Origin of the sequence: Nonomuraea soli (assembly GCF_013761175.1) — a bacterium.
Taxonomy (GTDB): domain Bacteria; phylum Actinomycetota; class Actinomycetes; order Streptosporangiales; family Streptosporangiaceae; genus Nonomuraea; species Nonomuraea soli.
This window is the reverse complement of the sequence record NZ_JACDUR010000005.1, coordinates 1,043,487-1,066,261: the sequence shown is the minus strand read 5'-3', so window position 1 is coordinate 1,066,261 and position 22,775 is coordinate 1,043,487. Positions and strand designations below refer to the sequence as shown.

The window sequence follows — 22,775 nt, the reverse complement described above, 5'->3', positions numbered from 1 at the left end:
ACCCGGTTACATTCCGAACCCGGAAGTTAAGCTTCTCTGCGCCGATGGTACTGCACTCGCCAGGGTGTGGGAGAGTAGGTCGCCGCCGCACAAATATTGATCAGAAAGGCCCGCCCGGGGTGTCCCGGTGCGGGCCTTTCTGCGTTTCACGGGCTGAACGGCGCGGCACGAAGCGCGTCGCCCCGTGCCTTCCGCATCTGGGCGGCCAGTGCGACGGCCTTCGGATGCGCTCCTGCGCTCACCTCCCCAGCACACACCTGTGACGACTGCTCCAGATGAGCCCGCAACCCGTCGACGGCCGCCCGCTCGAAGGCTCGCCCTTCCAGCGCTTCCACCTGCCGAAGCTTCGCGGCGGTCATCATGCCGGGCATGTCGTGACCCTCGTGAGGGTTGGTGGCCGGCTGCCCGGAGAGCAGTTCCCGCAGCCGTTCGAGCTCGGTGCGGTGAGCGGGAGCGAGCTTGCCGGCGAGGTCCCTCAACTCGGTGCTGGAGGTTCGTTCGGGTATCAGGGCCATGAGGCGTAGTGCCTGCTCGTTCATTGGGATCATCAGCTCGGCCCACGCGACGTCCGTGGCAGACAAAGTGGCAGACAAAACTGAGGTGGAAGTTGCCGGCGTACCTTTGCACGCCGTACCAAGGACGACCACGGTGGCCAGGCAGGCCGTGAACCGGCCCGCCTGGCGCATCAACGAAGGAACCACAACACTCACGGACGCCCGTTGGCGCCGCACTTGATGATCGGCCGGATGCAGTCACGCACCCGCCGCTCCATCTCCGCCTCCGGCCAGGCGTTGAAGAAGTCGCCGTGCATCGTGAACCCGCCCCCGGAAGCCAGCCGGAACCGCGCGGGGTCGCCGTTCACCGGATACCGCAGCACCTGGCGGAGTTTGGGCACCGGCACCGGGTGCGTGGAAGGGCATTGCCCTGCGACCGGATAGGCCATGTGGCTCTTGTGGTCGGGAGAGTCGAGATCCCGTCCGTTCCAGCACTGCGGGAAGTCCAGGTACGACTCCAGCATCGTGCCAGGTGGGCAGTTCACGAAGTCCTTCGACGATCCGACGTGGCCGGCGTGCAGGCATGACCATCGGGAGATCGTCGTGTCGTCGGGCCCGGTGGCCTTGGCGTTGCCGGCGACGATGCGCAGGCCCAGCGGCAGCGGCTGGATCCTGGCGATCACCGAGTCGGCGACGCCTTCGCCGAGGTAGTAGAAGGTCGTGCCGGTGGGTTCCACGGGCGCCCCGTCGGCGTACAGGGTCGGAACCCAGTACGACGACAGGTCTTCGGCGGGGTCGCAGTTGCTCGTGGAGGCGAGCAGTGTCGCGACGGTGGAATGTGCGTTGGCGGTGCGGTTGCCGAAGAAGCTGTGCATGTGGGAGGCGCCGGGCAGGCCGGGGAAGATGATGGGATCGTCGGGGAGGCGGTGGGTGAACGGGCAGTCGGCCAGGAACTCGGCGACCCTGACGATGTTGCCCGCCGTGCCGTACACCTCGAACTCCCAGAGCGAGACGCCCCAGGGGGTGGCCCGGCGCTCCGCGTAGAGGCGGATGTAGCGGGCGGTCGCGGTGACGTCCACCGACTGCACGCCGCCGGCGCCGGTGGTCGTCGAGTAGACGGAGGTCCAGGTGGTGCCGTTGGGTGAGACCTCCAGGCGGAAGGCGCTCGCGTAGGCGGCCTCCCAGTTGAGGACGACGCGGGCGATGGTGACGGAGGAGCCCAGGTCGACGGCGAGCCACTGGGGGTCGGCGAAGGCGCTGGACCAGCGGGTGCCGGGGTCGCCGTCGACGGCGGCGGCCGCGGAGGTGGCCGCGCTCTCCACGGAGGAGGCGGTGGCTGAGCGGCCCTGGGAGATCGGCGCCGCGCTGGCCGTCTGCACGGGCACGGCCAGCGCCGCGACCAGCAGGATCACCAGCGCCGCGACCCGGCCGAGGCGCCGGTACACACCGGACCGTGCACGAAGCCGCCCCATGACTGGTGCTCCGGAGCGTGCACGAAGCCGCGCCATCACTGGTACACCCGCACGTAGTCGACGAGCATCCGCGCCGGGAACGGCGTAGACGCGTCCGGCGGCCCCGGCCAGTCACCGCCGACGGCCAGGTTCAGGATGATGTAGAACGGATGGTCGAACACCCAAGGCCCCCGGGTGGCCTCGACCTGGGCCTTGTCGAGGGTGAACACCGTCCGGCCGTCGAGCGTGTACGTGATCCCCTTGCTGTCCCAGGTGGCTGCCCACACGTGGAAGTCGTCGGCGAAGTCCGCCCCGCCGGGCAGGGTGTACGGCGCTCCGATGCCGCCACCGCCGTTGTACGCGGGCGCGTGCACGGTGGAGTACGACGTCTTGGTGTCCTTCCCCAGCACCTCCAGGATGTCGATCTCCCCGTTGTACGGCCACGGCCGCCCGGTGAGGAAGTCGGCGCCCATCATCCAGAACGCCGGCCACAGCCCGTTGCCCTTGGGCACCTTGACGCGCGCTTCGACGCGGCCGTAGGTGAAGTGGAACTTGGTGCCGGTGTTCATCCTGGCCGAGGTGTACTGGCAGGTCCCGCCGGGGCAGGACGAGCCTGGCGTGGTCTCGCGGCGTGCTTCGAGGACCAGTTGCCCGCTGCCGTTCATGGCGGCGTTGCGGTGGTCGGTGTAGTACTCGAGCTCGTTGTTGGGCCCGGTGCCCGGGTCGGCGCGCCACTTGGCGGGGTCGGGGGTGGTGCCGGCGGCGCCGTTGAACTCGTCGCTCCAGACGAGCTGCATGGGGTTGCGCGGGTCGGGCGGGCTGGGCGGCGGGGCGGTGGGGGCGCCGCCGGTGCCGTACACCTGGAACTCCCAGAGGGAGTAGCCGTAGGCGGAGGAGCGCTGCGTGCCGTACATGCGCACGTGGCGGCCGGTGCCGGTGACGTTGAGGACCTGCTTGAAGCCGGTGCTGGTGGTCGTGGAGTAGATCGGGGTCCAGTCGGTGCCGTTGAGGGAGACCTGGATCTGGTACGACCTGGCGTAGGCGGGATCCCACTGCAGGACGACCTTGGTGATCTGCGCGGTGGCGCCGAGGTCGACGGCGATCCAGCCGGGGTCCACCCAGCCGCTGGTGGAGCTCGTCGCCCAGCGGGAGGCGGGGTCGAGGTCGAAGGCTCTGGCGGGAGTGCACTCCCAGCAGTTGCCGTCGTGCTGGGAGGAGGAGGCGGTGCCCGGCTTGCCGTACGACAGCAGCTGTTCGCCGGAGGTGCCGCCGGCGTGCACCTGGAACTCCCAGAGGGAGACGCCCCAGGCGGTGGCGCGGGTGTCGGCGTACAGGCGCACGTAGCGGCCGGAGCCGGTGACGTTGATCGTCTGGACGCCGCCGGTGGAGGACGTCGTGGTGTGGATCGTGGTCCAGGTGCTGTTGTCGGGCGAGGTCTGCAGGCGGAAGGCCGAGGCGTAGGCGGTCTCCCAGTTGAGGACGACGCTGGTGATGGAGGCGGTGGCGCCGAGGTCGACGGTCAGCCATTGCGGGTCGGAGAAGGCGCTCGACCAGCGGGTGCCGGGGTCGCCGTCGACGGCGTTGGCGGGGCCGAAGGGCGCCGCCTCGACGGAGGAGGCGGTCGCGGGCTTGCCCTGGGACAGGGGTGGCGCGGCGTGGGCGGGTGGAGCGGAGAGTAAGCCGGCGACCAGCGCCAGCAGCAGAAGGATCAGCGGGCGTCTCATGCGGTTCTCCTAGCGTCGAGAGAGCGCTCCCTGAGCGAGTACGGTCCGCCATCGCTCTGACAGCTGTCAAGGCCCAATTAACGGGGATGGAACATTGCAGGGCTACGGGTGTAACCTTCGGGGAGCGCTCCCCGAAGGAGACCCATGCAGCGTCCGACCCTTGACGCGGTCGCGGCACGCGCCGGCGTGTCCAAGTCGACCGTGTCGCGAGTGATCAACGGCGTGAGCACGGTCGCGCCCCGCATCCGTGAGGCGGTGCTCGACGCCGTCGGCGAGCTGGGCTATGTGCCGAACGCCGCGGCACGCAACCTGGTGACCCGCCGCACGGACGCGGTCGCCCTGGTGGTCTCCGATCCGCCCAAGGGGCTGGTGTCGGACGATCCGCTCTTCGCGGCCGTGGTGCGTACGGCCAGCCGCGCGCTGGAGGCGGCGGGCAAGCAGGTCGTGCTCATGCTGGCGGGCTCCGACGAGAGCCGCGAGCGGGTCGAGCGCTACGTCGTGGCCGGGCACGTCGACGGGGTCATGCTGGTCTCGTTGCACGGCGCGGATCCGCTGCCGTACATGCTGGCCAGGAAACGGGTGCCGATGGTGTCGTTCGGCCGCAGCTCGGCGGCGGTGCCGTACGTCGAGAACGACAACGAGGGCGGCGCGGGGCTGGCCGTACGGCACCTGCTCGGGCTGGGCAGGCGCCGCGTGGCCACGATCACCGGGCCGATGGACCTGATCGCCTCGCAGGAGCGCCTGGCCGGCTACAACGGCGCGGTGCGGGAGGCGGGCTGCCGGTCGATGATGGCGCTGGGCGACTTCACCCGCATCTCGGGCGCCGAGGCCATGGACCAGCTACTCCAGGACGATCCGCAGCTCGACGCCGTCTTCGCCGCCAACGACCTGATGGCGATCGGCGCGCTCCACGTGCTGCGCAAGCACGGTCGCAGGGTGCCCGACGACGTGGCGGTGGTCGGGTTCGACGACATCGAGGCGGCGCAGTACACCGCGCCGCCGCTGACGACCGTGCGCAGCCCGATGGACGCCCAGGCGCTGGCGACGGTCGAGTTGCTGCTCGACCTGTTCGAGGAGGGAGCGCAGGAGTCGGTGGTGATGCCGTGCGACCTGGTGATCAGGGAGTCAGCCTGAAACAGCCGCGCCCAGCAGCGGCTCGATCCGGAAGGGGATCTGCGTCGACAGGGCGATCGTGGTGTCGGTGCGCTGGACGGCAGGGGAGGCCAGCACGGTGGCGATGACCTCCTGCAGGTGCTCGGTGCTGCGCGCGACCACGCGGCACAGCAGGTCGTGCTGCCCGCTGGTGCCGTGCACCTCGAGGATCTCGGGTACGGCACGCAGCGCGATCACCGCCTCGGCGAGCCTGCCCTGGGCGATCTGCAGCGAGACGAAGGCCAGGATCGGGTAGCCGGCGTGGTGCACCGAGACGGTCGGGCCGAAGTCGGTGATGACCCCTCCGGCGGTGAGCTTCTCGACGCGGGCCTGCACGGTGCCGCGGGCGACGCCGAGGAGGCGGGCGAGCTCGGTCAGCCCGATCCGCGGGTGGGCGCGCATGGTGGTGAGCAGGCGGACGTCCAACTGGTCCATGAGGCAAGCCTGGTCGATTCGACCAGCGAAAGAAAGGCTTCACCGTACGAAATTGGGCGAATCGTGCAGGAGAACTGGTCACTCTTGCCAGCCCGCATGGGATATTGCTGTGATTTACGACATGTTCGAGGAAGCGCAGTATTTCGCTCCGGTGGCCACGACGGAAGACGGCGGCGTGGTGGTCGAGCTCTCCAAGAGCCACCCGGGCTTCGCCGACGAGGTCTACCGGGCCCGGCGCAACACGATCGCCGCCCTGGCGGTCAACCACACCGTGGGCGAGCCGATCCCGGCCGCGGAGTACACCGAGCAGGAGCACGAGGTCTGGGCGAGCGTCACCCGCGAGCTCAAGATCAAGCACCGCAAGTACGCGCCGCAGGAGTACGTGGACGCCGCCGAGCGCCTCGGGCTCCCGCAGGACCGCATCCCGCAGCTGCAGGAGGTGAGCGAGCTGCTCGAACCGCTGACCGGCTTCCGCTACCTGCCGGCGGCCGGGCTGGTGCCGCTGCGGACCTTCTACGGCGTGCTGGCCGACGGATACTTCCACTCGACGCAGTACATCCGCCACCATTCTGTGCCGTTCTACACCCCTGAGCCCGACGTCATCCACGAGGTCATCGGCCATGCCAACGCGCTGGCGAGCGACCGGTACGCGGCGTTGTACCGCAAGGCGGGCCAGGCGGCGCGCAGGGTGGAGACCGACGAGGCGCTGGAGTTCATCTCCAAGATCTTCTGGTTCACGCTCGAGTTCGGCGTCATGACCGAGCACAACGAGCTGCGGGCCTACGGCGCGGGCATCCTGTCGTCCTACGGCGAGATCGAGGAGTTCCGCGGCATGGACATCCGGGATCTCGACATCAGGGAGATGGGCACCACCGCCTACGACATCACCAAGTACCAGGACGTGCTGTTCAGGGCCGAGTCCCTGGAGCATCTGGAGGACGTGGTCGGCGGCTTCTGGGACAGCTGCGACGACGACTCGATCGCCCGCCTCGCCTGACGAACCCGGGCGCCACTTCGAGCATCAAACAGGCATGCTTCACGTGGCGCTCGCGGGAGTCCTGGCGGTCACCGGAATGCACGTGCCGCCGGCCGGCGCGAAACCGGCCGCCGGGACGCACGCCCCGCCGGTCAGCGCGAAAACGGTGACCAAACGCCTCGACTCGTTCCTCGCCGGCCGTCCAGGACCGGTGACGGCGACGGTCTGGGACCTGAAGACGCGCAAGATCTACCGCTACCACCGCCACGAGCGGATGATCACCGCGAGCGCGGCCAAGGCGCAGATCCTCATGGCCCTGCTGCTGAAGACGCCCTGGAGCAAGCTCGACAAGGCGGCGAAGCACGACGCCGACATCATGATCCGCCACAGCGACAACCACGCCGCCGACCGGCTCTGGCTGCGTATCGGGGGCGCGGCGGGCTTCACCAGGGCGGGCAGGAAGTTCGGGCTCAAGCACACCGCGGGCGTTCCGGGCGACTGCCTCGACCTGTACTGCTGGGGCATCACCCGCACCAGCGCCGACGACCAGGTGCGCCTGATGAACGCGCTCGTCAGCCCCGGGAGCCCCCTGGCGGAGGCCGACAGGCGGCAGGTCCGGCGCCTGATGGGCGACGTCGTCGACGGCCAGGACTGGGGCGTCCGCGCCGGAGCCTGCAAGGGCCAGGACACGTCACTGAAGAACGGCTGGCTGAAGCGGATCTCCACCAAGAAGTGGGCGGTGGTCAGCGTCGGGCTGATCGGCGAGCGCTACGCCGTGGCGGTCCTCACCGAGGGCAGCGCCGAGGCGGCCGACGGCATCGCGACGGTCGAGGGCGTGGTCCGCCGGATCATGCCGCATTTCCGCTCTTGCTGAGCCGGTAGCCCACGCCCCGCACGGTCTGGATGAGCTTGTCCTCGTGGTCGCCGAGCCGCGCGCGCAGCCGCTTGACGTGCACCGCGATCGTGTTGGTCGAACCGCCCTCCACGGAGTTCCACACGTGCCGCATGATCTGGTCGCGCGTGACCGTCCTGTCGGCGTTGCGCATCAGGTAGTGCAGCAGCTCGAACTCGCGCAGCGGCAGGTGCACGGCACGCCCGGCGACCCGCACCTGGTGCCCGACCACATCCAGCTCGACCCCGCCGATCGCGAGCACGCGGGGCGAGGCCTGGATGAAGGGCAACAGCTCGGGCACGCGGTAGGGCCGGGCCACGCAGGCCGACGCACCCGCGGCCAGCGCCTGGACCGCCTTCTCGGCGTGCCCCTCGCCGACGCCGAGCAGGACCGGTACGGCACGCGAGAGCCGTACCGCTCGTACGAAATCCACTGCCCCGATGACCGGCAACGTGGCCGCCACGAGCACCACGTCCGGCTGTAATGCTCCAGCCTGGAGCAACGCCTGTGCGCCGTCGCGCACGCCGGTGACCGAGACACCCTCGCGTTCCAGGGAGGCGGCCAGTTCCTTGACGATGTCCTCGTCGGGATCGGCCACCAGCAGGACGGGCATCTCGGAAGCCATCAGCCGAAGCGCCCCGTGATGTAGTCCTCGGTCCGCTTGTCGGCGGGGTTGGTGAAGATCCGGCTGGTCTCGTCGAACTCCACCAGACGGCCGTGCCGTACGCCCGCCTCGTCGACCTCGGCGGTGAAGAAGGCGGTGCGGTCGGAGACGCGGGCGGCCTGCTGCATGTTGTGCGTGACGATCACGATCGTGTAGTCGCGCGACAGCTCCTGCATCAGGTCCTCGATCTTGGTGGTGGCGATCGGGTCCAGGGCCGAGCAGGGCTCGTCCATGAGGATGACTTCCGGCTTGACCGCGATCGCGCGGGCGATGCACAGACGCTGCTGCTGGCCTCCCGACAGGGAGAGCGCGTTCTGCTTCAGCTTGTCCTTGACCTCGTCCCACAGGGCGGCCTGGGTGAGCGCCTGCTCGACCAGGTCGTCCATCTTGCCCTTCATGCCGTTGACCCGCGGGCCGTAGGCGATGTTGTCGTAGATCGACTTAGGGAAGGGGTTGGGCTTCTGGAAGACCATGCCGATCCGGCGGCGCACCTCGATCGGGTCGACGTGGTCGCCGTAGAGGTCCTCGCCGTGGTAGGTGATCTTGCCTGCGGCGCGGGCGCCGGGGATGAGGTCGTTCATGCGGTTGAAGCACCGCAGCACGGTCGACTTGCCGCATCCCGACGGGCCGATCATGGCGGTGATCTCCCGGTTGCCGATCGTCATGTCGACGTTGCGCACGGCCTCGTAGTCGCCGTAGAAGACGCTGAGGTCCTCCACCTGGAAGACCGGGTCGAGCGACTCCAGGTTGCGGGGCGCCTCCGGACCCCGGACGGTCACGTTCGGCATCGAGATTCCAATCTCAGACATTGCGTCCTCTCACCACCGCTTCTGGTAGCGGTTACGGAGCCAGATGGCCACGGAGTTCATGAGCAGCAGGATCGCGAGCAGGATCACGATGGCCGCGGCGGCCAGGACGTGGAACTCCTCACGCGACTGGCTGATGAAGGAGTAGATCTGGATGGGCAGCACGGTGAAGCTGCTCCAGACGCCCTCCGGGTTGAAGCGCACGAGAGTCGCGGCGCCCAGCATCAGGAAGGGCGCGGCCTCGCCGATCGCGCGCGACAGGGCCAGGATGGAGCCGGTCGCCATGCCGGGCACGGCGGCGGGCAGCACCTGGCGCCAGATGGTCTGCCACTGGGTGGCGCCCAACGCCAGCGAGCCCTCGCGGATGGAGGGCGGCACGGCCTTGATGGCCTCGCGGGCGGAGATGATGACGATCGGCAGCACCAGCAGCGAGATGGTCATCGCGCCGGTCATCACGGTGAAGCCGAACTGCATCCACCGGGCGATGAGGCCGAGGCCGAGGATGCCGTAGACGATCGAGGGCACGGCCGCCAGGTTCGAGATGTTCAGCTCGATCAGGCGGTTGTACCACTTGGTCTTGTCGGCGTACTCCTCCAGGTAGACCGCGGCCAGGATGCCGGTCGGCAGCGCCATGAGGGCGGTCAGGGCGATGATCCAGAGTGTGCCGAAGATGCCCGACTGGATACCGGCCGTCTCCGGCCGCCTGATCGAGGGCTGGTTCTCCCAGAGAGCCGAGTCGAGGCGCGGCCAGCCGTCCTGGACCACGTAGACGAGCAGCAGGGCCAGGAAGCCGAGCGCGATCACCAGGCTGGACAGCAGGGCGATGCGGAAGACGTGCTCCCGCAGCGGGCGGCCCTGACCGGCGAGCTGGACGGCCGACTTGGGGGTGGTGAGGATGGCCATCAGTCGTAGACCTCGCGATATTTCTGGACCATTCGCGCGCTGAACCAGTTCATGGCGAAGGTCATGAGGAACAGCAGCGAGCCGACCGCGAAGATGGTCTTGTAGGCGATCGAGCCGGTGGAGGCGTCACCCGAGCCCGCCTGGGCGATGAAGGCGGCCATCGTCGACATCTCCTGCGTGGGGTCAAGCGTGAAGACCGACTTGAAGCCCGCGGCGATGGCGACGATCATCGTCTCGCCGGCGGCCCGCGAGATCGCCAGGATGATGGCGGCGACGATGCCGGAGAAGGCGGCGGGCACCACGACGCGCACCGAGGTGAGCATCTTGGAGGCGCCCAGGGCGAAGGAGCCCTCGCGCAGACCGTTGGGCACCGCGGCCATGGCGTCCTCGGACATCGAGGCGATGATCGGGATGATCATGACGCCGACCAGCAGGCCCGCGCTCAGCGCGTTCTTCGGCTCCAGGCCGAGCCAGGGGAAGACATCCTGCAGCAGGGGCGTGACCAGGGTCAGGGCGAAGAAGCCGAAGACCACGGTGGGCACGCCGGCCAGGACCTCCAGGACCGGCTTGAAGATCTTGCGGACCCTGCGGGAGGCGTACTCCGACAGGTAGATCGCGGCGGCCAGGCCGAGCGGCACGGCCACGATGATGGCGATGAGCGTGATCTCCAGGGTGGCCACGATGATCGGCCAGACGCCGAAGTGCGCCGGCTTGAACAGCGGGCCCCACTCGGTCGAGCCGAAGAACTGGGCCAGGCTGACCTCGGAGAAGAACTCGATGGTCGGCTCCGCCAGCGCGAAGACGATGCCCACCGTGGTGGCCACCGACACCAGCGCCGCGAGCATGAGCACGACCTTGATGGCCTGCTCCCCGTAACGCGGGCGCGACCGCGCCAGGGACCTGCCGGTCCCCGTCGCGGTCGCCCTGTGCTGTGCGGACATCAGCCCGCCAGGCCCTTCAGGGCCTGCAGGTCGGACTTGAGCTTGGCCTCCTGCTCGGCGTTGAGCGGGACGAACTTGGCGTCCTTGGCGATGGCGCCGATGTTGCCGACGTAGAAGTCGAGGAAGGCGGCGACCTCGGGACGCTTGGTCGCGGCGGCCGACGGGTAGATGAACAGCGGCCGCGAGAGCGGGGCGTAGGTGCCGTTCTGGGCGGTCTCGACGCTCGGGGCGACGCAGCCCTTGCCGGAGTCGACCTGCACCGCGGTCAGGGTGTCGGCGTTCTCCTCGAAGTAGGTGAAGCCGAAGTAGCCCAGGCCGCCCTTGGCGCCCTTGACGCCGTTGACGATGTCGTTGTCGTTCTCGGAGGGGCTGTAGTCCTTGCGGCTGGCGCCCTCCTCGCCGTTGATCGCGTCGGTGAAGTAGTCGAAGGTGCCGGAGTCGGTGCCCGGGCCGTACAGCTTGAGCGGCTCGTCGGGGAACTTGGCGTCGATGTCCTTCCAGCTGTTGACCTTGCCCTCGGCGCCCGGCTCCCACATCTTCTTGAGCTGGTCGGTGGTCAGGCAGGTGGCCCAGGTGTTCTCCTTGGGCACGACCACGGTCAGGGCGTCGGTGGCCACCGTCAGCTCGGTGAACTTGATGCCCTTGGCCTCGCAGGCGGCCTTCTCTTCGTCCTTGATGGCGCGGGAGGCGTCAGAGATGTCCGTCTCGCCGGCGCAGAACTTCTCGAAGCCACCGCCCGTGCCTGAGGTGCCGACCGGCACCTTGACCTGGGGCTGCTCCTCGCCGAAGAGCTCGGATGCGGCCTGGGTGAGCGGGGCGACGGTGCTGGAGCCGTCAACCTTGACCTCGCCGCTGAGCGCGGCGGGGGCGGCGGCGCTGCCGCTCTCGGCGGGGGCGGCGGCCGAGGTGCTCTCGCCGCTGGGCTTCGCGTTGCCGCCACAGGCCGCCGCGCTGAGGGAAACGACGAGGGCTGCCGTCGCCACCCCAAGAAGGCGGCGCTGTCCACTGGTCACGGTATGTGTCCTTCTCCGTATGAGATCCCGTTTTTCGTTACGTCCTGATACAAGCCGGGCAAAGTGAACGGCAATGAAACGAGCCATGACCGGCGGCGGAAGCGTTTTGAACAGGCAAGATGGATCACATGAGCTATCGAGTCATCCTGGTGTGCATGGGCAACATCTGCCGCTCTCCCATGGCCGAAGTGGTGCTCAGGCGTACCCTTGAGGAGCACGGACTGGACGACGTCGTGGTCGAGAGCGCAGGCACCGGCGACTGGCACGTGGGCGGTCCCATGGACTCACGGGCGCTGGCCACCCTCGCCGAGGCGGGCTACGACGGCTCCGCGCACCGGGCCCAGCACTTCCGCATCGGCGAATACGACCTGGTCCTGGCCATGGACAAGGACAATCTGCGGCGCCTGCCGCGCGGCGCGAGGCTGTTTCGCTCCTTCGACCCCGACGCGCCGGAGGGCGCCGAGGTGCCCGACCCCTACTACGGCGGGCAGGAGGGATTCGACGAGGTGCTGCGCATGGTGGAGGCGGCCTCACGGGGGCTGGCCAAGTACATCGAACACCACCGATGAGGCGCACCCTCGGCGATGGCCGGGAGGTCTTCGTCAAGTCAGGTCCTGTTTCCCCGTTGTTCACCTCCGAGGCCGCGGGGCTACGCTGGCTCGGCCCGATCGCGGTTCCCGTGATCTCCGCCGACGAGCGGCACATCGCGGTCGAGTGGGTCGAACCGGAGCCTCCGACGGCAGCCGCGGCCGAACGTTTCGGGCGTGACCTGGCGGCCACCCACGCGCGGGGAGCGCCGGCCTTCGGCGCCGGCTGGCCGGGCTTCATCGGGCCGCTGCCCATGGACAACACACCCGCCTCCGACTGGCCTGCCTTCTACGCCTCGCAGCGGGTGCTTCCTTTCGTGCGGCAGGCGGGCCTGGACCCGGCGCCCTTCGAGCGAGCGCTGCGACGAGCCCACGACGTCCCCGCCGAGCCGCCCGCCCGCATCCACGGCGACCTGTGGAACGGCAACGTGCTCTGGTCGGGCGGCAGGGGCGTGCTCATCGACGCGGCCGCGCACGGCGGGCACCGCGAGACGGATCTGGCCATGCTGGCGCTGTTCGGCGCGCCCCACCTGGACCGGATCCTGGCGGCATACCAGGAGGTGTCACCGCTCGCCGACGGATGGCGTGACCGGGTGCCCCTGCACCAGCTGCATCCGCTCGCCGTACATGTGGTGCTCTTCGGCGGAGGGTACCGAGAGAGCCTGATCAGCGCGGTTACGAGGCTTCTCTAACTCCGAGTGACAGTATGGTCACTGTGATCAGAGCTGTGGAGCTGGGACTTCGCAAGCACGGCCACTGGATCTTCCAGGGGTTGTCGCTGGAGGCGCCGCCCGGCTCCCTGGTCGCGGTCGTCGGCCCCTCCGACTCGGGGCGGTCGTGTTTCCTGCTCGCTCTGGCCGGGCGGATGAAGGTCACCCGCGGCGAGCTGACCGTCGACGGGGCCAGGTCCGTGCGCGGGAAGGTGGCGGTGGCGCGGGTGCGCCCGCCGATCGACCTGACGCCGGAGCTGCGGGTGGGGGAGCACGCCCGCGAGCGCAGGCGGCTGGAGCGTGTCGGCAAGGATGCGTTCGGCCGGGCCTGCTCGGCACTGGGATGGAACGCTCCGGAGAAGGAGCTCACAGAGGAACTCGACGCCGCAGACCGGACCCTGCTCTGCGCGGCGCTCGGGCTGATGGCGGGCAAGCCCGTCGTGGTGCTCGACGACGTGCACGACAACACCGCGACCGACCGGCAGGAGCAGGTGTGGCTGGCGCTGCGCCGGGCGTGCGACGCGGGCGCGACGATCGTGGCCTCCACGGTCGAGGAGGCTCCCGCGCGCGGCCTGGCCGACGGATGGGTCCGCTGTGCGCGTGCTTGACCTGGCCCTGTTCGAGCTGCGCCGATTCCGCAAGCCGCTGCAGCGGGCTGGGCTGGCCTTCCTGCTGATCGTGCCGTTGTTGTACGGCGCCACCTACCTGTGGGCCAACTGGGACCCGTACGGCAAGGCGGACCAGATCCCCGTGGCCGTGGTCAACGAGGACGTGCCGGTCACGGTGAAGGGCAAGCAGGTCCACGCCGGGCAGGACTTCGTCGACGAGCTGAAGGACGACCCCCAGTTCCAGTGGCACTATGTCAGCGCCGCGGAAGCTCAGCGAGGTCAGCGCGAGGGACGCTACTTCCTGATCATCACGGTCCCCGCCGACTTCAGCGCCAAGGTCTCCAGCGCCGCGAACGGCACGGCCGAGCGGGCGACCATGACCATCCAGGCGGACGACGGCAACAACTACGTGGTCGGGACCATGGCCAAGGTGGCCCAGTCCGAGCTGCACGAGAAGGTCAACGCCGCCGCGGTGGAGGCGTACTTCGACGCCGCCTTCGAGGGGCTCGACAAGGCGGAGGAGGGCCTCGACGAGCTGGAGAAGGGCGCCCGCGAGCTCGACAGGGGCGCCGCTTCGGCCGACGAGGGCGGCAGGGAGCTCGTCCAGGGAGTCGAGAAGATCAAGGCGGGGACGGCCGCGCTCGCGCCCGGCGCCGCCGCGGTGTCCGCGGGTGTCGACAAGCTCAACAGGATCGCCCAGCCGCTCGCCGAGCTGGCCATGCGCGAGCTGCCGATCGTGGCCGACCGGGCCAACCGGATCGCCCAGCTCGCCGCGAAGATCACGGGCATCGGCGCGGCGGGCGCGCGGGAGATCGCGCGGATCGCGCGCGCGGTGGCCGACATCCTCTACCGGCTCTGCGACCGGATCTCCGTGTGGATCGCCGAGGAGAAGAAACGGCTGCTCGGCCTGCCGCTCAACCCGGACGCCAGCGACGACTTCCTGTTCACGCCCGCGATGAGCCCCCTGGTGCACGACCTGCTCGACTTCGCCGAGCTGCTGGCCATGGAGGCGGCCAGGATCGCCCGCCTCGCGGGGGCACTCGACAACGAGGTCTCCCACGTGGCGCGGGAGATCGCCGCGCTCAAGCGCGAGGTGCCCGCGCTGCAGCGCAGGATCGCCAGGGGCGCCCGTGACATCCAGAAACTCGACGACGGCGCCCGGCTGGTGGCCAAGGGCGCCAAGGCCCTGGACAGCGGGGTCGGCACCCTCCTCGGCGGCGCCGAGCAGCTCAGCTCCGGGCTCGGGCAGCTCAAGGACGGCACGGGCAAGCTCGTCGACGGCATCGAGGAGGGCCGCGGCGAGCTGCCCACGCTCGACTCCTCTTCGTCGAGCACGCTGGCCGACCCGGTCGACGTGCGGCTGACCAACGTGCACGCCGCCGACTCCTACGGCCGGGGGCTGGCGCCGTTCTTCATCCCGATCTCGTTGTGGGTCTTCGGCGTCGTCGCGTTCCTGATGCTCCACCCGGTCGGCTCCCGGGCGCTGGCCTCTGGCGCGGGGGCGCTCACGGTGGCCCTGTCGGCGTGGTTGCCCGTGGCGATGGTCGGCCAGGCCGCCGCGCTGCTCCTGTACGGCGTCGTCGATCTGGGCCTGGGGCTGGATCCGGTCAACGTGCCGGGAACGATCGGGCTCATGGCGCTGGGGATGGCGACGTTCGCGACGCTGATCCAGCTCCTGCGGGTGGCGATCGGCGGGGCGGGCGCGGCCGTCGCGCTGGTCCTGCTCATCCTGCAGCTCGTCGCCAGCGGCGGGCTCTTCCCGGTGCCGACCCTGCCCGGCCCCCTGGTGGCTCTCCATCCGCTGCTGCCGATGAGTTACCTGATCAGCGCCCTGCGGGTGACGATCTCCGGCGGCAATCCCGACATCACCTGGCACTCGGTCGCCGTGCTGGCCGGGTTCTTCCTGACCGCGCTGGCGCTGATCGTCGTCATGGTCAGCAGGCAGCGGGTCTGGAACATGGAGCGGTTCAAACCAACCTTGGAGTTGTGAGCCTGCCCAGGACCTCGTCGTGCAGCAGGCCGTTGGTGCACACCAGGCTGCCGCCTTCCAGCCCGGTGCCGCCGTCGAGCCCCGTCCAGCGCCCGCCGGCCTCCTCCACGATCACGGTCAGGGCGGCGATGTCCCACGGTGACAGCTCGGGCTCGGCCGACAGGTCCACCGCACCCTCGGCGACCATCATGTGGGACCAGAAGTCGCCGTAGGCCCTGGTGCGCCAGCAGGCCCTGTTGAGGTCGAGGAAGTTGTCGAGCCTGCCCTGCTCCTCCCAGCCGCCGAAGCTGGAGTAGGAGAAGGAGGCGTCCTCCAGCTTGGAGACCTTGGAGACGTTCATGCGGGTGGCCTTGGTCAGGCTCCTGCCGGTCCAGGAGCCGCCGCCCTTGGCCGCCCACCAGCGCCTGCCCAGGGCGGGGGCCGACACGAGGCCGACGACCACCCTGCCGTGGTCCATCAGCGCGATGAGCGTCGCCCAGACGGGCACGCCGCGCACGTAGTTCTTGGTGCCGTCGATCGGGTCGATCACCCATGACCTGGCGCCCCAGCCGGTGTTGCCGAACTCCTCGCCGATGACCGCGTCGCGGGGTCTGGCCCTCCTGAGGGTGCCCCTGATCGCCTCCTCGACGGTGCGGTCGGCGTCGCTGACCGGGGTGAGGTCGGGCTTGGTCTCGACCTTGAGGTCGACTGCCTTGAACCGGCGCATGGTGAGGTTATCGGCGGCGTCCGCCATGACATGCGCGAGGCGTAGGTCGTCGCTGTAACCCGTCACGAGATGTCACGCTATCGCGCCAACCCGGACATACCTAGTGCCCTTCGGGCGTGCCGAAGGGCACCGGCGGGGATCAGCCGTGCGAGTCGGTGGCCGCCGCGCGCTTGACCAGGTATTCGTCGTCCTCCCAGATCGAGCAGGAGGGACCGTTGGGTCCGCCGAAGCGGACGGAGTCGAAGGCGTCGCGGAAGGTGATGTAGAAGTTGCCCTTGCCCCGTGGGCTCGTGACGGCCGTGCAGCCGCCGTAGTCGGGCTGGGTGTGCAGATGGATGAGCGTGTCGGTGCGGTTCCAGTCGGACTTGGCGCGGTCGCCCATGCCCAGGGCGGCCAGGTTGGGGGTGTTGCCCTGCAGCTGGACGATGTCGCCCGTGCCGTCGAGGCCGGAGAAGAGGCAGTAGTAGCCCTCCTGGCACCGGTCGTAGCCCTCTGCCGCCTGGGCGGGTGCGCTCAGGGCGGCCAGGGCGACCGCGGCGATCGGTAAGGCCAGTACGTGAAACTTCTTGCCCACCATACCTCCATGGATGAAGCTTTCTTTCCGTTCGACCATAACCGCAGAGATCAACTTTTGCTAGACGGAGAATCGGTTACTCGCGAGTAGCATTGGGCCATGACGACAGACGTTGGCGCGCTCCTGCTGGAGACCGTGCCCTTCGCGCGCACGCTCGGCATCACCTTCGACTCGGTCGCCGACGGCGTGGCCGTCTGCCGGGTCGCCGACCGTCCCGACCTGCGCAACCACGTGGGCGGGCCGCACGCGGGGGCGCTGTTCACCCTGGCCGAGTCGGCCTCGGGGGCGGCCATGCTCTCGCTCTTCGCCGACCAGCTCTCCCGTGCCACGCCGCTGGTGACCGTCTCGACGGTGAAGTACCTGAAGCTGGCCCTCGGCGAGATCGTCGCCACCGCCCACGTGCGGGCCGACCGGGCGGCGGTCCTGGAGCTCCTCGACGCGGGCAAGCGGCCCACGTTCGAGGTGGCCGTGGAGCTGCGCAACGCCGACGGCGTCGTCGTCAGCGAGCTCACCGTCGACTGGACGCTCCGCCCGAACCGATGAGGCGCCCCGCCAGCGCGGCCGCGTCCTCGCCGACCCAGCCGAGCAGGGCCGAACCCCGGTTGCGCAGATAGGGCAGGCCGATGAAGGCTAGGCCCGGGACACATCCGAGCCCCTCGTCGTGGACCGGCCTGCCCGCGTCGAGGGCGCCGGGGACGTCGATCCAGGAGAAGTCCTGGCGGAAGCCGGTCGCCCACACCACGGCGTCCACGCCGGTGACCGACGTGACCCTTCCCGTCACCTCGACGCCAAGCTTGCGCAGCCCGCCGGGGCCCAGCCCGATCAGCGGTTCGCGCCGCCGGACGATCCCGCCCACCAGGCCGGAGGCCGGGGCCCGCATGGTGCCCAGCCGGTCGAGCAGGCCGAACACGTCGCGGCCGAACACCCGCTGCGGCAGCACCGTCATGCGCCTGCCCACCGCCAGCGTGACCCTCCGCCCAGCCCTGGCCAGTTCCTCGGCGATCTGCACGCCGGAGTTGCCCGCTCCGGCCACGAGCACCGAGCCGCCCGGCAGGTCCCGCACGCCCGTGTAGGCGGAGCTGTGGATCGCCACGACGCCCGGCGGCACGTCGATCGGCGGGATGCGCGGACGCTGGAAGGGGCCCGTGGCGACGATCACGGAGCGGGCCGTCACATCGCCCGTCGCGGTCGTCGCCAGGAACCCGCCGCCTGCCGTACGGCTCAGCCCGAGCACCTTCGTGTCGTGGCGGATCGGCAGGGAGAAGTGCTCGGCGTAGGCGGCCAGATAGTCGGCGACCTCGTCCTTGGCGGGATAGGCGTCGGCGGGGCCGGGAAAGGGCAGGCCGGGCAGGGCGCTGTGGCGCGCGGAGGTGAACAGCCGCAGCGAGTCCCACCGCTCGCGCCACGACTGGCCGACCTTGGAACGTTCGTCGAGAAGCAGCACGTCGGCGCCGGCCAGCCGCAGCTCGCGCGCCATGGCGAGCCCGGCCTGACCGGCTCCGATGATCAGGAAATCCGTCATGGGACCAGGCTCGCCCCGGCGCCCGGTCCGTGGCTTGAACGAACCTGCTACTGCAGCCAGCGCACGCCCGCCGCCAGGGCCGACGGCGGCGAGCCCATCATGCGCCTGAACGTCCTGGTCATGTGGGCGGCGTCCGAGAAACCCGCCGCGTGGGCGGCCTCGGTCAGCGAGAACCCCTCCGCGAGCGAGGCCAGCGCCCTGTGCAGCCGCGCCCACAGCACGTAGGGGCGGAAGGGCAGGCCGAGCTCCTCGGTGAACAGGTGCGACAGCCGGCTCTGCGACACACCCGCCAGGCGGGCCACGTCCGCCAGCCGTACCCGCTCGTGCAGCAGGCCGGGCAGGGCCGCGATCGCCGCCACCAGGGCCGGATGGCGCGGACCCGGTCCAGCGGGGCCGAAGACGCCGGTCACGACGGCCTGGAGCGCGGCCAGGTCGTTCGCCGGCGCCCGCAGGTCGAGCGGCCAGCTCCCGGCGCCCGATGACGACCGCGGCACGCGGCCCGACGCCGGATCGACGAGCGCCAGCAGGCCCTCGCCCTCGTCGGCGACGATGGCGTGCGGGACGTTCGGCGGGATCAGCGCCGCGTCGCACCGCACCTCGGCGCCGTCGGCGTCATGCAGCACCAGGCCGCTGCCCACCAGTAACTGCGCCGCGTAGTGGACGTGCAGGTCGGCCGGGCCGATCCGGCCGCCGAACAGCAGCCGGCCGGGCGCGACCGTCACCCATCCCCGCCAGCCCACCGGCCGTCAGACCTCGGGCGCGCCGTCGCGGCTGGACAGCAGGCGGCGCAAGGAGGCGAGCCTGGCCGGGTCGGCGTGGCCGGCGGCCACCCACGCGTCGAGCGCGCACGCCGCGTCGAGGTGGGTGCAGCCCTTGGGGCACCCGACCGTGCCCTCGTTGAGGTCGGGGAAGGAGGCGAGCACGGTCTCCACGGAGATGTGGGCCAGCCCGAAGCTGCGCACGCCGGGCGTGTCGATGATCCACCCGCCCTCGGGCAACTGCAGCGCGACCGCCGAGGTGGAGGTGTGCCTGCCGCGCCCGGTGACGGCGTTGACGTGGGAGACCGCCCGGTTGGCGTCGGGGACGAGCACGTTGACCAGCGTCGACTTGCCCACCCCCGAGTGGCCGACGAGCACGCTGATGCGGTTCGTCAGGTGCGAGCGCAGCTCGTCGAGGGAGCCGCCCTTGTGGACCACGACGTACGGCACGTCGAGAGGGGAGTACTGGGCGACCAGCTCCTCGGGGTCGGCCAGGTCCGACTTGGTCAGGCAGAGCAGCGGCTCGATCTCGGCGTCGAAGGCGGCCACCAGCATGCGGTCGATCATGCGCGGGCGCGGCGGCGGATCGGCCAGCGCGGTGACGATCACGAGCTGGTCGGCGTTGGCGACGATCGGGCGCTCGATGCCGTCGTCGGTGTCGTCGGCCGAGCGGCGCAGCATCGAGCGGCGCTCCTCGACCCGGACGACCCTGGCGAGCGTGTCGACGGCGCCCGACACGTCGCCGACCAGGGCCACCCGGTCGCCGACCACGATGCCCTTGCGTCCCAGCTCGCGCGCCTTCATCGCCATGACCGTGCGCGACTGGGCGCGCTTGCCCTTGCCCGAGGTCACCAGGCAGGTGTAGCGGCCCCGGTCGACGGCGACCACGAACCCCTCGACGGCGTCTTCGTGCGCAGGACGGATCCGGGTCCGCGGCCTCGATCCCTTGCCCGGCCTGACCCGTACGTCGTCCTCGTCGTACTCCCTGCGACGCAGGTCAATCCCCCAACATCCGGGCCCACATTCGGGCGAACTCGGGAAGGGTCTTACCCGTCGTCGCGATGTTCTCCACCTCGACACCCGGCACGCGCAGCCCGATCACCGCTCCCGCGGTGGCCATGCGGTGGTCGTCGTAGGTGTGGAAGACGCCGCCGTGCAGGGCGCGCGGACGGATCAGCAGGCCGTCGGCGGTCTCCTCGGCGTCGCCGCCCAGCAGGTTGATCTCGGTGACCAGCGCCTTGAGCCGGTCGGTCTCGTGCCCGCGCAGGTGCGCGATGCCGCGCAGCCTGCTGGGCGAGCCGGCCAGGGCGGCCAGCGCGGCCACGGTCGGGGTGAGCTCGCCCACCTCGTGCAGGTCGGCGTCGATGCCCGACACCGCGCCCGTGCCCGTCACGCGCAGGCCCGAGTCGTCGAGCGAGACCTCGGCGCCCATCTCGGCCAGCAGATGGCGCAGCGAATCGCCGGGCTGCGTGGTTTCGTACGGCCAGGCGGGGATGATCACCGTGCCGCCGGAGATCATCGCGGCGGCCAGGAACGGCGCCGCGTTGGACAGGTCGGGCTCGACCACGAGATCACGGGCGGCGATCGGGCCGGGCTCGACGTGCCAGACGTCCTTCACACTGTCGTCGACCGTCACCCCGGCGGCACGCAGCATCTGCACCGTCATCGCGATGTGCGGCATCGACGGCACCGGCTCGCCCGCGTGCCTGATGGTGACGCCCTTGTCGAAGCGGGCGCCCGTCAGCATCAGCCCCGAGACGAGCTGAGAGGAGGCCGACGCGTCGATCGTGACCTCGCCGCCCCGCACGGGGCCGCGCAGGGTGAAGGGAAGAGCGTCGTTGTCGACGTGCGCGCCGAGCGCGCGCAGAGCGTCGAGCAGGGGGCCCATGGGGCGCTTGCGCGCGTGGGGGTCGCCGTCGAAGCGCACCTCGCCGTCGGCGAGGGCGGCCATCGGGGGCACGAACCGCATCACGGTGCCGGCCAGGCCGACGTCGATGCTCACGCCGCCGCGGACGGGGCCGGGGACGATGTGGTAGTCGTCGCGCTCCTCGCTGAAGCCGGCGCCGAGCGCGGTGAGCGCGTGGACCATGAGGTCGGCGTCACGGCTGCGGAGCGCCTGCCGTACGACACCCGGGCCGTCGGCCAGCGCGGCCAGGAGCAGCGCGCGGTTGGTCACCGACTTGGATCCCGGCAGCGGGACCGTGGCGGTCACGGGCGCGGTCGCCGTGGGGGCGGGCCAGAGTGGAGCGGACATGGGGTAAAGCTTACTGGGCCTCGGCTCGCGGGCCCGTCAGAGGAAGATCGCTGTGTCGATCGTGAAGTCGACGGGCTCGGGGACGGGGAGGGGGTCGCCCATCGTGGCGAGGGCGGAGACGGTGTAGCGGTCGGTCTTGGGCTCGCTGAAGATCGTGACGGTGGGCGGGGTGGCGAGCGAGTCGACCAGGAGGTAGAGCGGGATTCCGGCCTTGGCGTAGGCGTCGCGCTTGTGTTCGCGGTCGTCGGTGATGCTGCCCTTCGACACCACTTCGCCGACCAGGATGAGGCCGCTGGCCAGGAGCTCCCTGCCTCCCCACCGGGGAGCGTCGGTCGGCGCGATGACGAGATCCGGCGAGTACGGATCACGGCTGCCGTCCATGCAGATGTCAAGGCCCGGATAGATCTTCCAGCCCTTCTCCAGAGCGCGGGTGCGCAGGGCGGAGTAGATCGCGCCGACATGGTCCTGGTGGTCGGGGGTGCCTAGGGGGCTCACTATCAACCTTCCGTTGATGATCTCGGCCCGGAGCCCGGTGCGGTCCACGAGGGCGTCGTAGACCTCTCGGAGGGTGGTCAGCTCGGGCTGAGGCTGGGGGGCGGGCATCGTGACGGACTCCTCCGGCTCGGCGGCCGGCATGGAACGGGTGCGGGTCTTGCGAGAAGCGGTGGTGACCATGGATCCGTATCCCTTCGTGTCCCTCTCGATACTCTGAGTTTCCCAGACCCTCCTCGCACATGCGAGCGAAAGCCGTCCATGGCAGTGTGGTGACATGTGCGGCCGATACGCGTCAGCGAGAAAGAAGCACGAGCTCCTCGAGGAGTTCCAGGTCGAGCTCGACGGTGACCCTGAGGTCGAGCTCTCACCCGACTACAACGTGGCCCCGACCAAGAAGGTCTACGCGGTCATGTCCCGCGTGCCGAAGGAGGCCGAGCGGGCGGTCAGGCAGTTGCGGGTCGTCAAGTGGGGGCTGGTCCCCGTGTGGGCCAAGGACCCGTCGATCGGCTCCAAGATGATCAACGCCCGCCTGGAGACGGTGGCCGAGAAGCCGTCGTTCCGTCAGGCGTTCGCCAAGCGCAGGTGCCTGATCCCGGCCGACGGCTACTTCGAGTGGATGCCGGTCGAGGGCGACAAGAAGAAGAAACAGCCCTACTTCATCCACCCCGAGGACGGCGGCGTGCTGGCCATGGCGGGGTTGTACGAGTTCTGGCAGGACAAGACGCGCGACGAGGACGATCCGCTGCGGTGGATGGTGACGTGCACGGTCATCACGACGACCGGCGAGGACGAGGCGGGGCGCATCCACGACCGCATGCCGATGATGATCGAGCCCGCGAAGTGGGGCGACTGGCTGGATCCGAAGCTCACCGATCCGAAGACGGCCGGAGGCCTGCTGGTGCCCGCCGACGCGGGCAGGCTCGTGGCCTATCCGGTCTCCACCGACGTCAACAACGTGCGCAACAACGGGCCGGACCTCATCAAGCCTTTGCCTCCTGAAGAAGAAGTGGCGCTTTTCTAAACAAGCGGTGTAAGACCCATTCCAACTGGGCATTCGGTGAGCAAAGCGAAACACTGCGCTTACCAGTGCCGGGCGGGTCTACCGGGGAGCCCCGCTGCC

The 22,775-nt window shown here is 70.0% G+C and carries 25 protein-coding genes and 1 rRNA gene; 10 read left to right on the top strand and 16 right to left on the bottom strand.

Annotated features, from left to right (window positions below):
* Positions 1 to 91: ribosomal RNA gene (gene rrf, locus HNR30_RS28200) — 5S ribosomal RNA — on the top strand; the annotation flags it as partial.
* Between the two features lie 55 nt (positions 92 to 146).
* Here rrf and HNR30_RS28195 read toward each other — a convergent pair.
* The 3 genes from HNR30_RS28195 to HNR30_RS28185 form a co-directional block, all read right to left on the bottom strand.
* Positions 147 to 710 carry a DUF305 domain-containing protein gene (locus tag HNR30_RS28195; protein WP_181613012.1) on the bottom strand — a complete coding sequence of 188 codons (564 nt, stop codon included), beginning with the start codon at positions 708 to 710 and terminating at the stop codon, positions 147 to 149.
* Positions 707 to 1,939 (bottom strand): DUF1996 domain-containing protein, encoded by a 1,233-nt coding sequence (locus HNR30_RS28190; protein ID WP_312894680.1) that lies wholly within the window; start codon positions 1,937 to 1,939, stop codon positions 707 to 709. Before HNR30_RS28190 ends, HNR30_RS28195 begins: the two co-directional genes overlap by 4 nt.
* A gap of 62 nt (positions 1,940 to 2,001) precedes the next feature.
* Positions 2,002 to 3,669, bottom strand: a complete 1,668-nt coding sequence (locus HNR30_RS28185; RefSeq protein WP_181613010.1) for a discoidin domain-containing protein — start codon at positions 3,667 to 3,669, stop codon at positions 2,002 to 2,004.
* 144 nt (positions 3,670 to 3,813) lie between these two features.
* On the opposite strand from HNR30_RS28185, the gene HNR30_RS28180 reads away from it, so the two are divergent.
* Entirely contained in the window at positions 3,814 to 4,803 is a 990-nt protein-coding gene (locus HNR30_RS28180; RefSeq protein ID WP_181613009.1) for a LacI family DNA-binding transcriptional regulator, read from the top strand.
* On the opposite strand, the gene HNR30_RS28175 is transcribed toward HNR30_RS28180, so the two are convergent.
* Positions 4,795 to 5,256: an Lrp/AsnC family transcriptional regulator gene (locus tag HNR30_RS28175; RefSeq protein WP_181613008.1), complete on the bottom strand. Its 462-nt coding sequence runs from the start codon at positions 5,254 to 5,256 to the stop codon at positions 4,795 to 4,797. The genes HNR30_RS28180 and HNR30_RS28175 overlap by 9 nt on opposite strands.
* Before the next feature lie 121 nt (positions 5,257 to 5,377).
* Here HNR30_RS28175 and HNR30_RS28170 point away from each other — a divergent pair, with 121 nt between their 5' ends.
* Complete coding sequence (locus HNR30_RS28170; RefSeq protein ID WP_181613007.1) at positions 5,378 to 6,253, top strand: phenylalanine 4-monooxygenase; 876 nt, start codon at positions 5,378 to 5,380, stop codon at positions 6,251 to 6,253.
* Between the two features lie 34 nt (positions 6,254 to 6,287).
* On the top strand, positions 6,288 to 7,106 hold the full coding sequence (locus tag HNR30_RS28165; RefSeq protein WP_220134016.1) for a serine hydrolase: 819 nt from the start codon (positions 6,288 to 6,290) through the stop codon (positions 7,104 to 7,106).
* Here the strand turns inward: HNR30_RS28165 and HNR30_RS28160 are convergent.
* Genes HNR30_RS28160 through HNR30_RS28140 form a run of 5 tightly spaced genes read right to left on the bottom strand, consistent with a single transcriptional unit; the run spans position 7,081 to position 11,451 of the window.
* Positions 7,081 to 7,749: a response regulator transcription factor gene (locus HNR30_RS28160; protein WP_181613006.1), complete on the bottom strand. Its 669-nt coding sequence runs from the start codon at positions 7,747 to 7,749 to the stop codon at positions 7,081 to 7,083. The genes HNR30_RS28165 and HNR30_RS28160 overlap by 26 nt on opposite strands.
* A complete protein-coding gene (pstB, locus tag HNR30_RS28155; RefSeq protein ID WP_246379528.1) occupies positions 7,749 to 8,576 on the bottom strand; it encodes a phosphate ABC transporter ATP-binding protein PstB in 828 nt (275 codons plus the stop codon). Before pstB ends, HNR30_RS28160 begins: the two co-directional genes overlap by 1 nt.
* Before the next feature lie 30 nt (positions 8,577 to 8,606).
* The gene (gene pstA, locus HNR30_RS28150; protein ID WP_181613004.1) at positions 8,607 to 9,497 is read right to left on the bottom strand and encodes a phosphate ABC transporter permease PstA; all 891 of its coding nucleotides are present in this window, start codon (positions 9,495 to 9,497) and stop codon (positions 8,607 to 8,609) included.
* Complete coding sequence (pstC, locus tag HNR30_RS28145; protein WP_181613003.1) at positions 9,497 to 10,438, bottom strand: phosphate ABC transporter permease subunit PstC; 942 nt, start codon at positions 10,436 to 10,438, stop codon at positions 9,497 to 9,499. The genes pstA and pstC overlap by 1 nt, the downstream gene beginning before the upstream one ends.
* Complete coding sequence (locus tag HNR30_RS28140) at positions 10,438 to 11,451, bottom strand: PstS family phosphate ABC transporter substrate-binding protein (RefSeq protein ID WP_220134015.1); 1,014 nt, start codon at positions 11,449 to 11,451, stop codon at positions 10,438 to 10,440. Before HNR30_RS28140 ends, pstC begins: the two co-directional genes overlap by 1 nt.
* A gap of 128 nt (positions 11,452 to 11,579) precedes the next feature.
* Here HNR30_RS28140 and HNR30_RS28135 point away from each other — a divergent pair, with 128 nt between their 5' ends.
* The 4 genes from HNR30_RS28135 to HNR30_RS28120 are packed head-to-tail and all read left to right on the top strand — an operon-like array spanning position 11,580 to position 15,346.
* Complete coding sequence (locus tag HNR30_RS28135; protein ID WP_246379219.1) at positions 11,580 to 12,020, top strand: low molecular weight protein-tyrosine-phosphatase; 441 nt, start codon at positions 11,580 to 11,582, stop codon at positions 12,018 to 12,020.
* Positions 12,017 to 12,730: a fructosamine kinase family protein gene (locus HNR30_RS28130; RefSeq protein WP_181613001.1), complete on the top strand. Its 714-nt coding sequence runs from the start codon at positions 12,017 to 12,019 to the stop codon at positions 12,728 to 12,730. The genes HNR30_RS28135 and HNR30_RS28130 overlap by 4 nt, the downstream gene beginning before the upstream one ends.
* A 23-nt stretch (positions 12,731 to 12,753) precedes the next feature.
* Complete coding sequence (locus HNR30_RS28125) at positions 12,754 to 13,356, top strand: ATP-binding cassette domain-containing protein (RefSeq protein WP_181613000.1); 603 nt, start codon at positions 12,754 to 12,756, stop codon at positions 13,354 to 13,356.
* Positions 13,343 to 15,346, top strand: coding sequence for a YhgE/Pip family protein (locus HNR30_RS28120; protein ID WP_181612999.1), 2,004 nt, complete (start codon positions 13,343 to 13,345; stop codon positions 15,344 to 15,346). The genes HNR30_RS28125 and HNR30_RS28120 overlap by 14 nt, the downstream gene beginning before the upstream one ends.
* Here HNR30_RS28120 and hisN read toward each other — a convergent pair.
* Both hisN and HNR30_RS28110 read right to left on the bottom strand, forming a co-directional pair.
* On the bottom strand, positions 15,324 to 16,118 hold the full coding sequence (gene hisN / locus HNR30_RS28115; protein WP_181612998.1) for a histidinol-phosphatase: 795 nt from the start codon (positions 16,116 to 16,118) through the stop codon (positions 15,324 to 15,326). The two genes, HNR30_RS28120 and hisN, sit on opposite strands and share 23 nt — an antisense overlap.
* A gap of 73 nt (positions 16,119 to 16,191) precedes the next feature.
* Positions 16,192 to 16,629 carry a peptidase inhibitor family I36 protein gene (locus HNR30_RS28110; RefSeq protein ID WP_181612997.1) on the bottom strand — a complete coding sequence of 146 codons (438 nt, stop codon included), beginning with the start codon at positions 16,627 to 16,629 and terminating at the stop codon, positions 16,192 to 16,194.
* 96 nt (positions 16,630 to 16,725) lie between these two features.
* On the opposite strand from HNR30_RS28110, the gene HNR30_RS28105 reads away from it, so the two are divergent.
* Positions 16,726 to 17,169, top strand: coding sequence for a DUF4442 domain-containing protein (locus HNR30_RS28105; RefSeq protein WP_181612996.1), 444 nt, complete (start codon positions 16,726 to 16,728; stop codon positions 17,167 to 17,169).
* On the opposite strand, the gene HNR30_RS28100 is transcribed toward HNR30_RS28105, so the two are convergent.
* Genes HNR30_RS28100 through HNR30_RS28080 form a run of 5 tightly spaced genes read right to left on the bottom strand, consistent with a single transcriptional unit; the run spans position 17,135 to position 21,835 of the window.
* A complete protein-coding gene (locus HNR30_RS28100; RefSeq protein WP_181612995.1) occupies positions 17,135 to 18,148 on the bottom strand; it encodes a flavin-containing monooxygenase in 1,014 nt (337 codons plus the stop codon). The genes HNR30_RS28105 and HNR30_RS28100 overlap by 35 nt on opposite strands.
* Before the next feature lie 47 nt (positions 18,149 to 18,195).
* Positions 18,196 to 18,870 carry a helix-turn-helix transcriptional regulator gene (locus tag HNR30_RS50310; RefSeq protein ID WP_181612994.1) on the bottom strand — a complete coding sequence of 225 codons (675 nt, stop codon included), beginning with the start codon at positions 18,868 to 18,870 and terminating at the stop codon, positions 18,196 to 18,198.
* Positions 18,871 to 18,894: 24 nt separating this feature from the next.
* Positions 18,895 to 19,902 (bottom strand): ribosome small subunit-dependent GTPase A, encoded by a 1,008-nt coding sequence (gene rsgA, locus HNR30_RS28090; RefSeq protein ID WP_181613104.1) that lies wholly within the window; start codon positions 19,900 to 19,902, stop codon positions 18,895 to 18,897.
* 1 nt (position 19,903) lies between these two features.
* A complete protein-coding gene (gene aroA, locus HNR30_RS28085) occupies positions 19,904 to 21,160 on the bottom strand; it encodes a 3-phosphoshikimate 1-carboxyvinyltransferase (RefSeq protein WP_181612993.1) in 1,257 nt (418 codons plus the stop codon).
* Positions 21,161 to 21,196: 36 nt separating this feature from the next.
* Positions 21,197 to 21,835 (bottom strand): Uma2 family endonuclease, encoded by a 639-nt coding sequence (locus HNR30_RS28080; RefSeq protein WP_181612992.1) that lies wholly within the window; start codon positions 21,833 to 21,835, stop codon positions 21,197 to 21,199.
* Between the two features lie 94 nt (positions 21,836 to 21,929).
* Here HNR30_RS28080 and HNR30_RS28075 point away from each other — a divergent pair, with 94 nt between their 5' ends.
* Positions 21,930 to 22,676 carry an SOS response-associated peptidase gene (locus tag HNR30_RS28075; protein WP_181612991.1) on the top strand — a complete coding sequence of 249 codons (747 nt, stop codon included), beginning with the start codon at positions 21,930 to 21,932 and terminating at the stop codon, positions 22,674 to 22,676.
* The last annotated feature ends 99 nt before the right edge of the window (positions 22,677 to 22,775 follow it).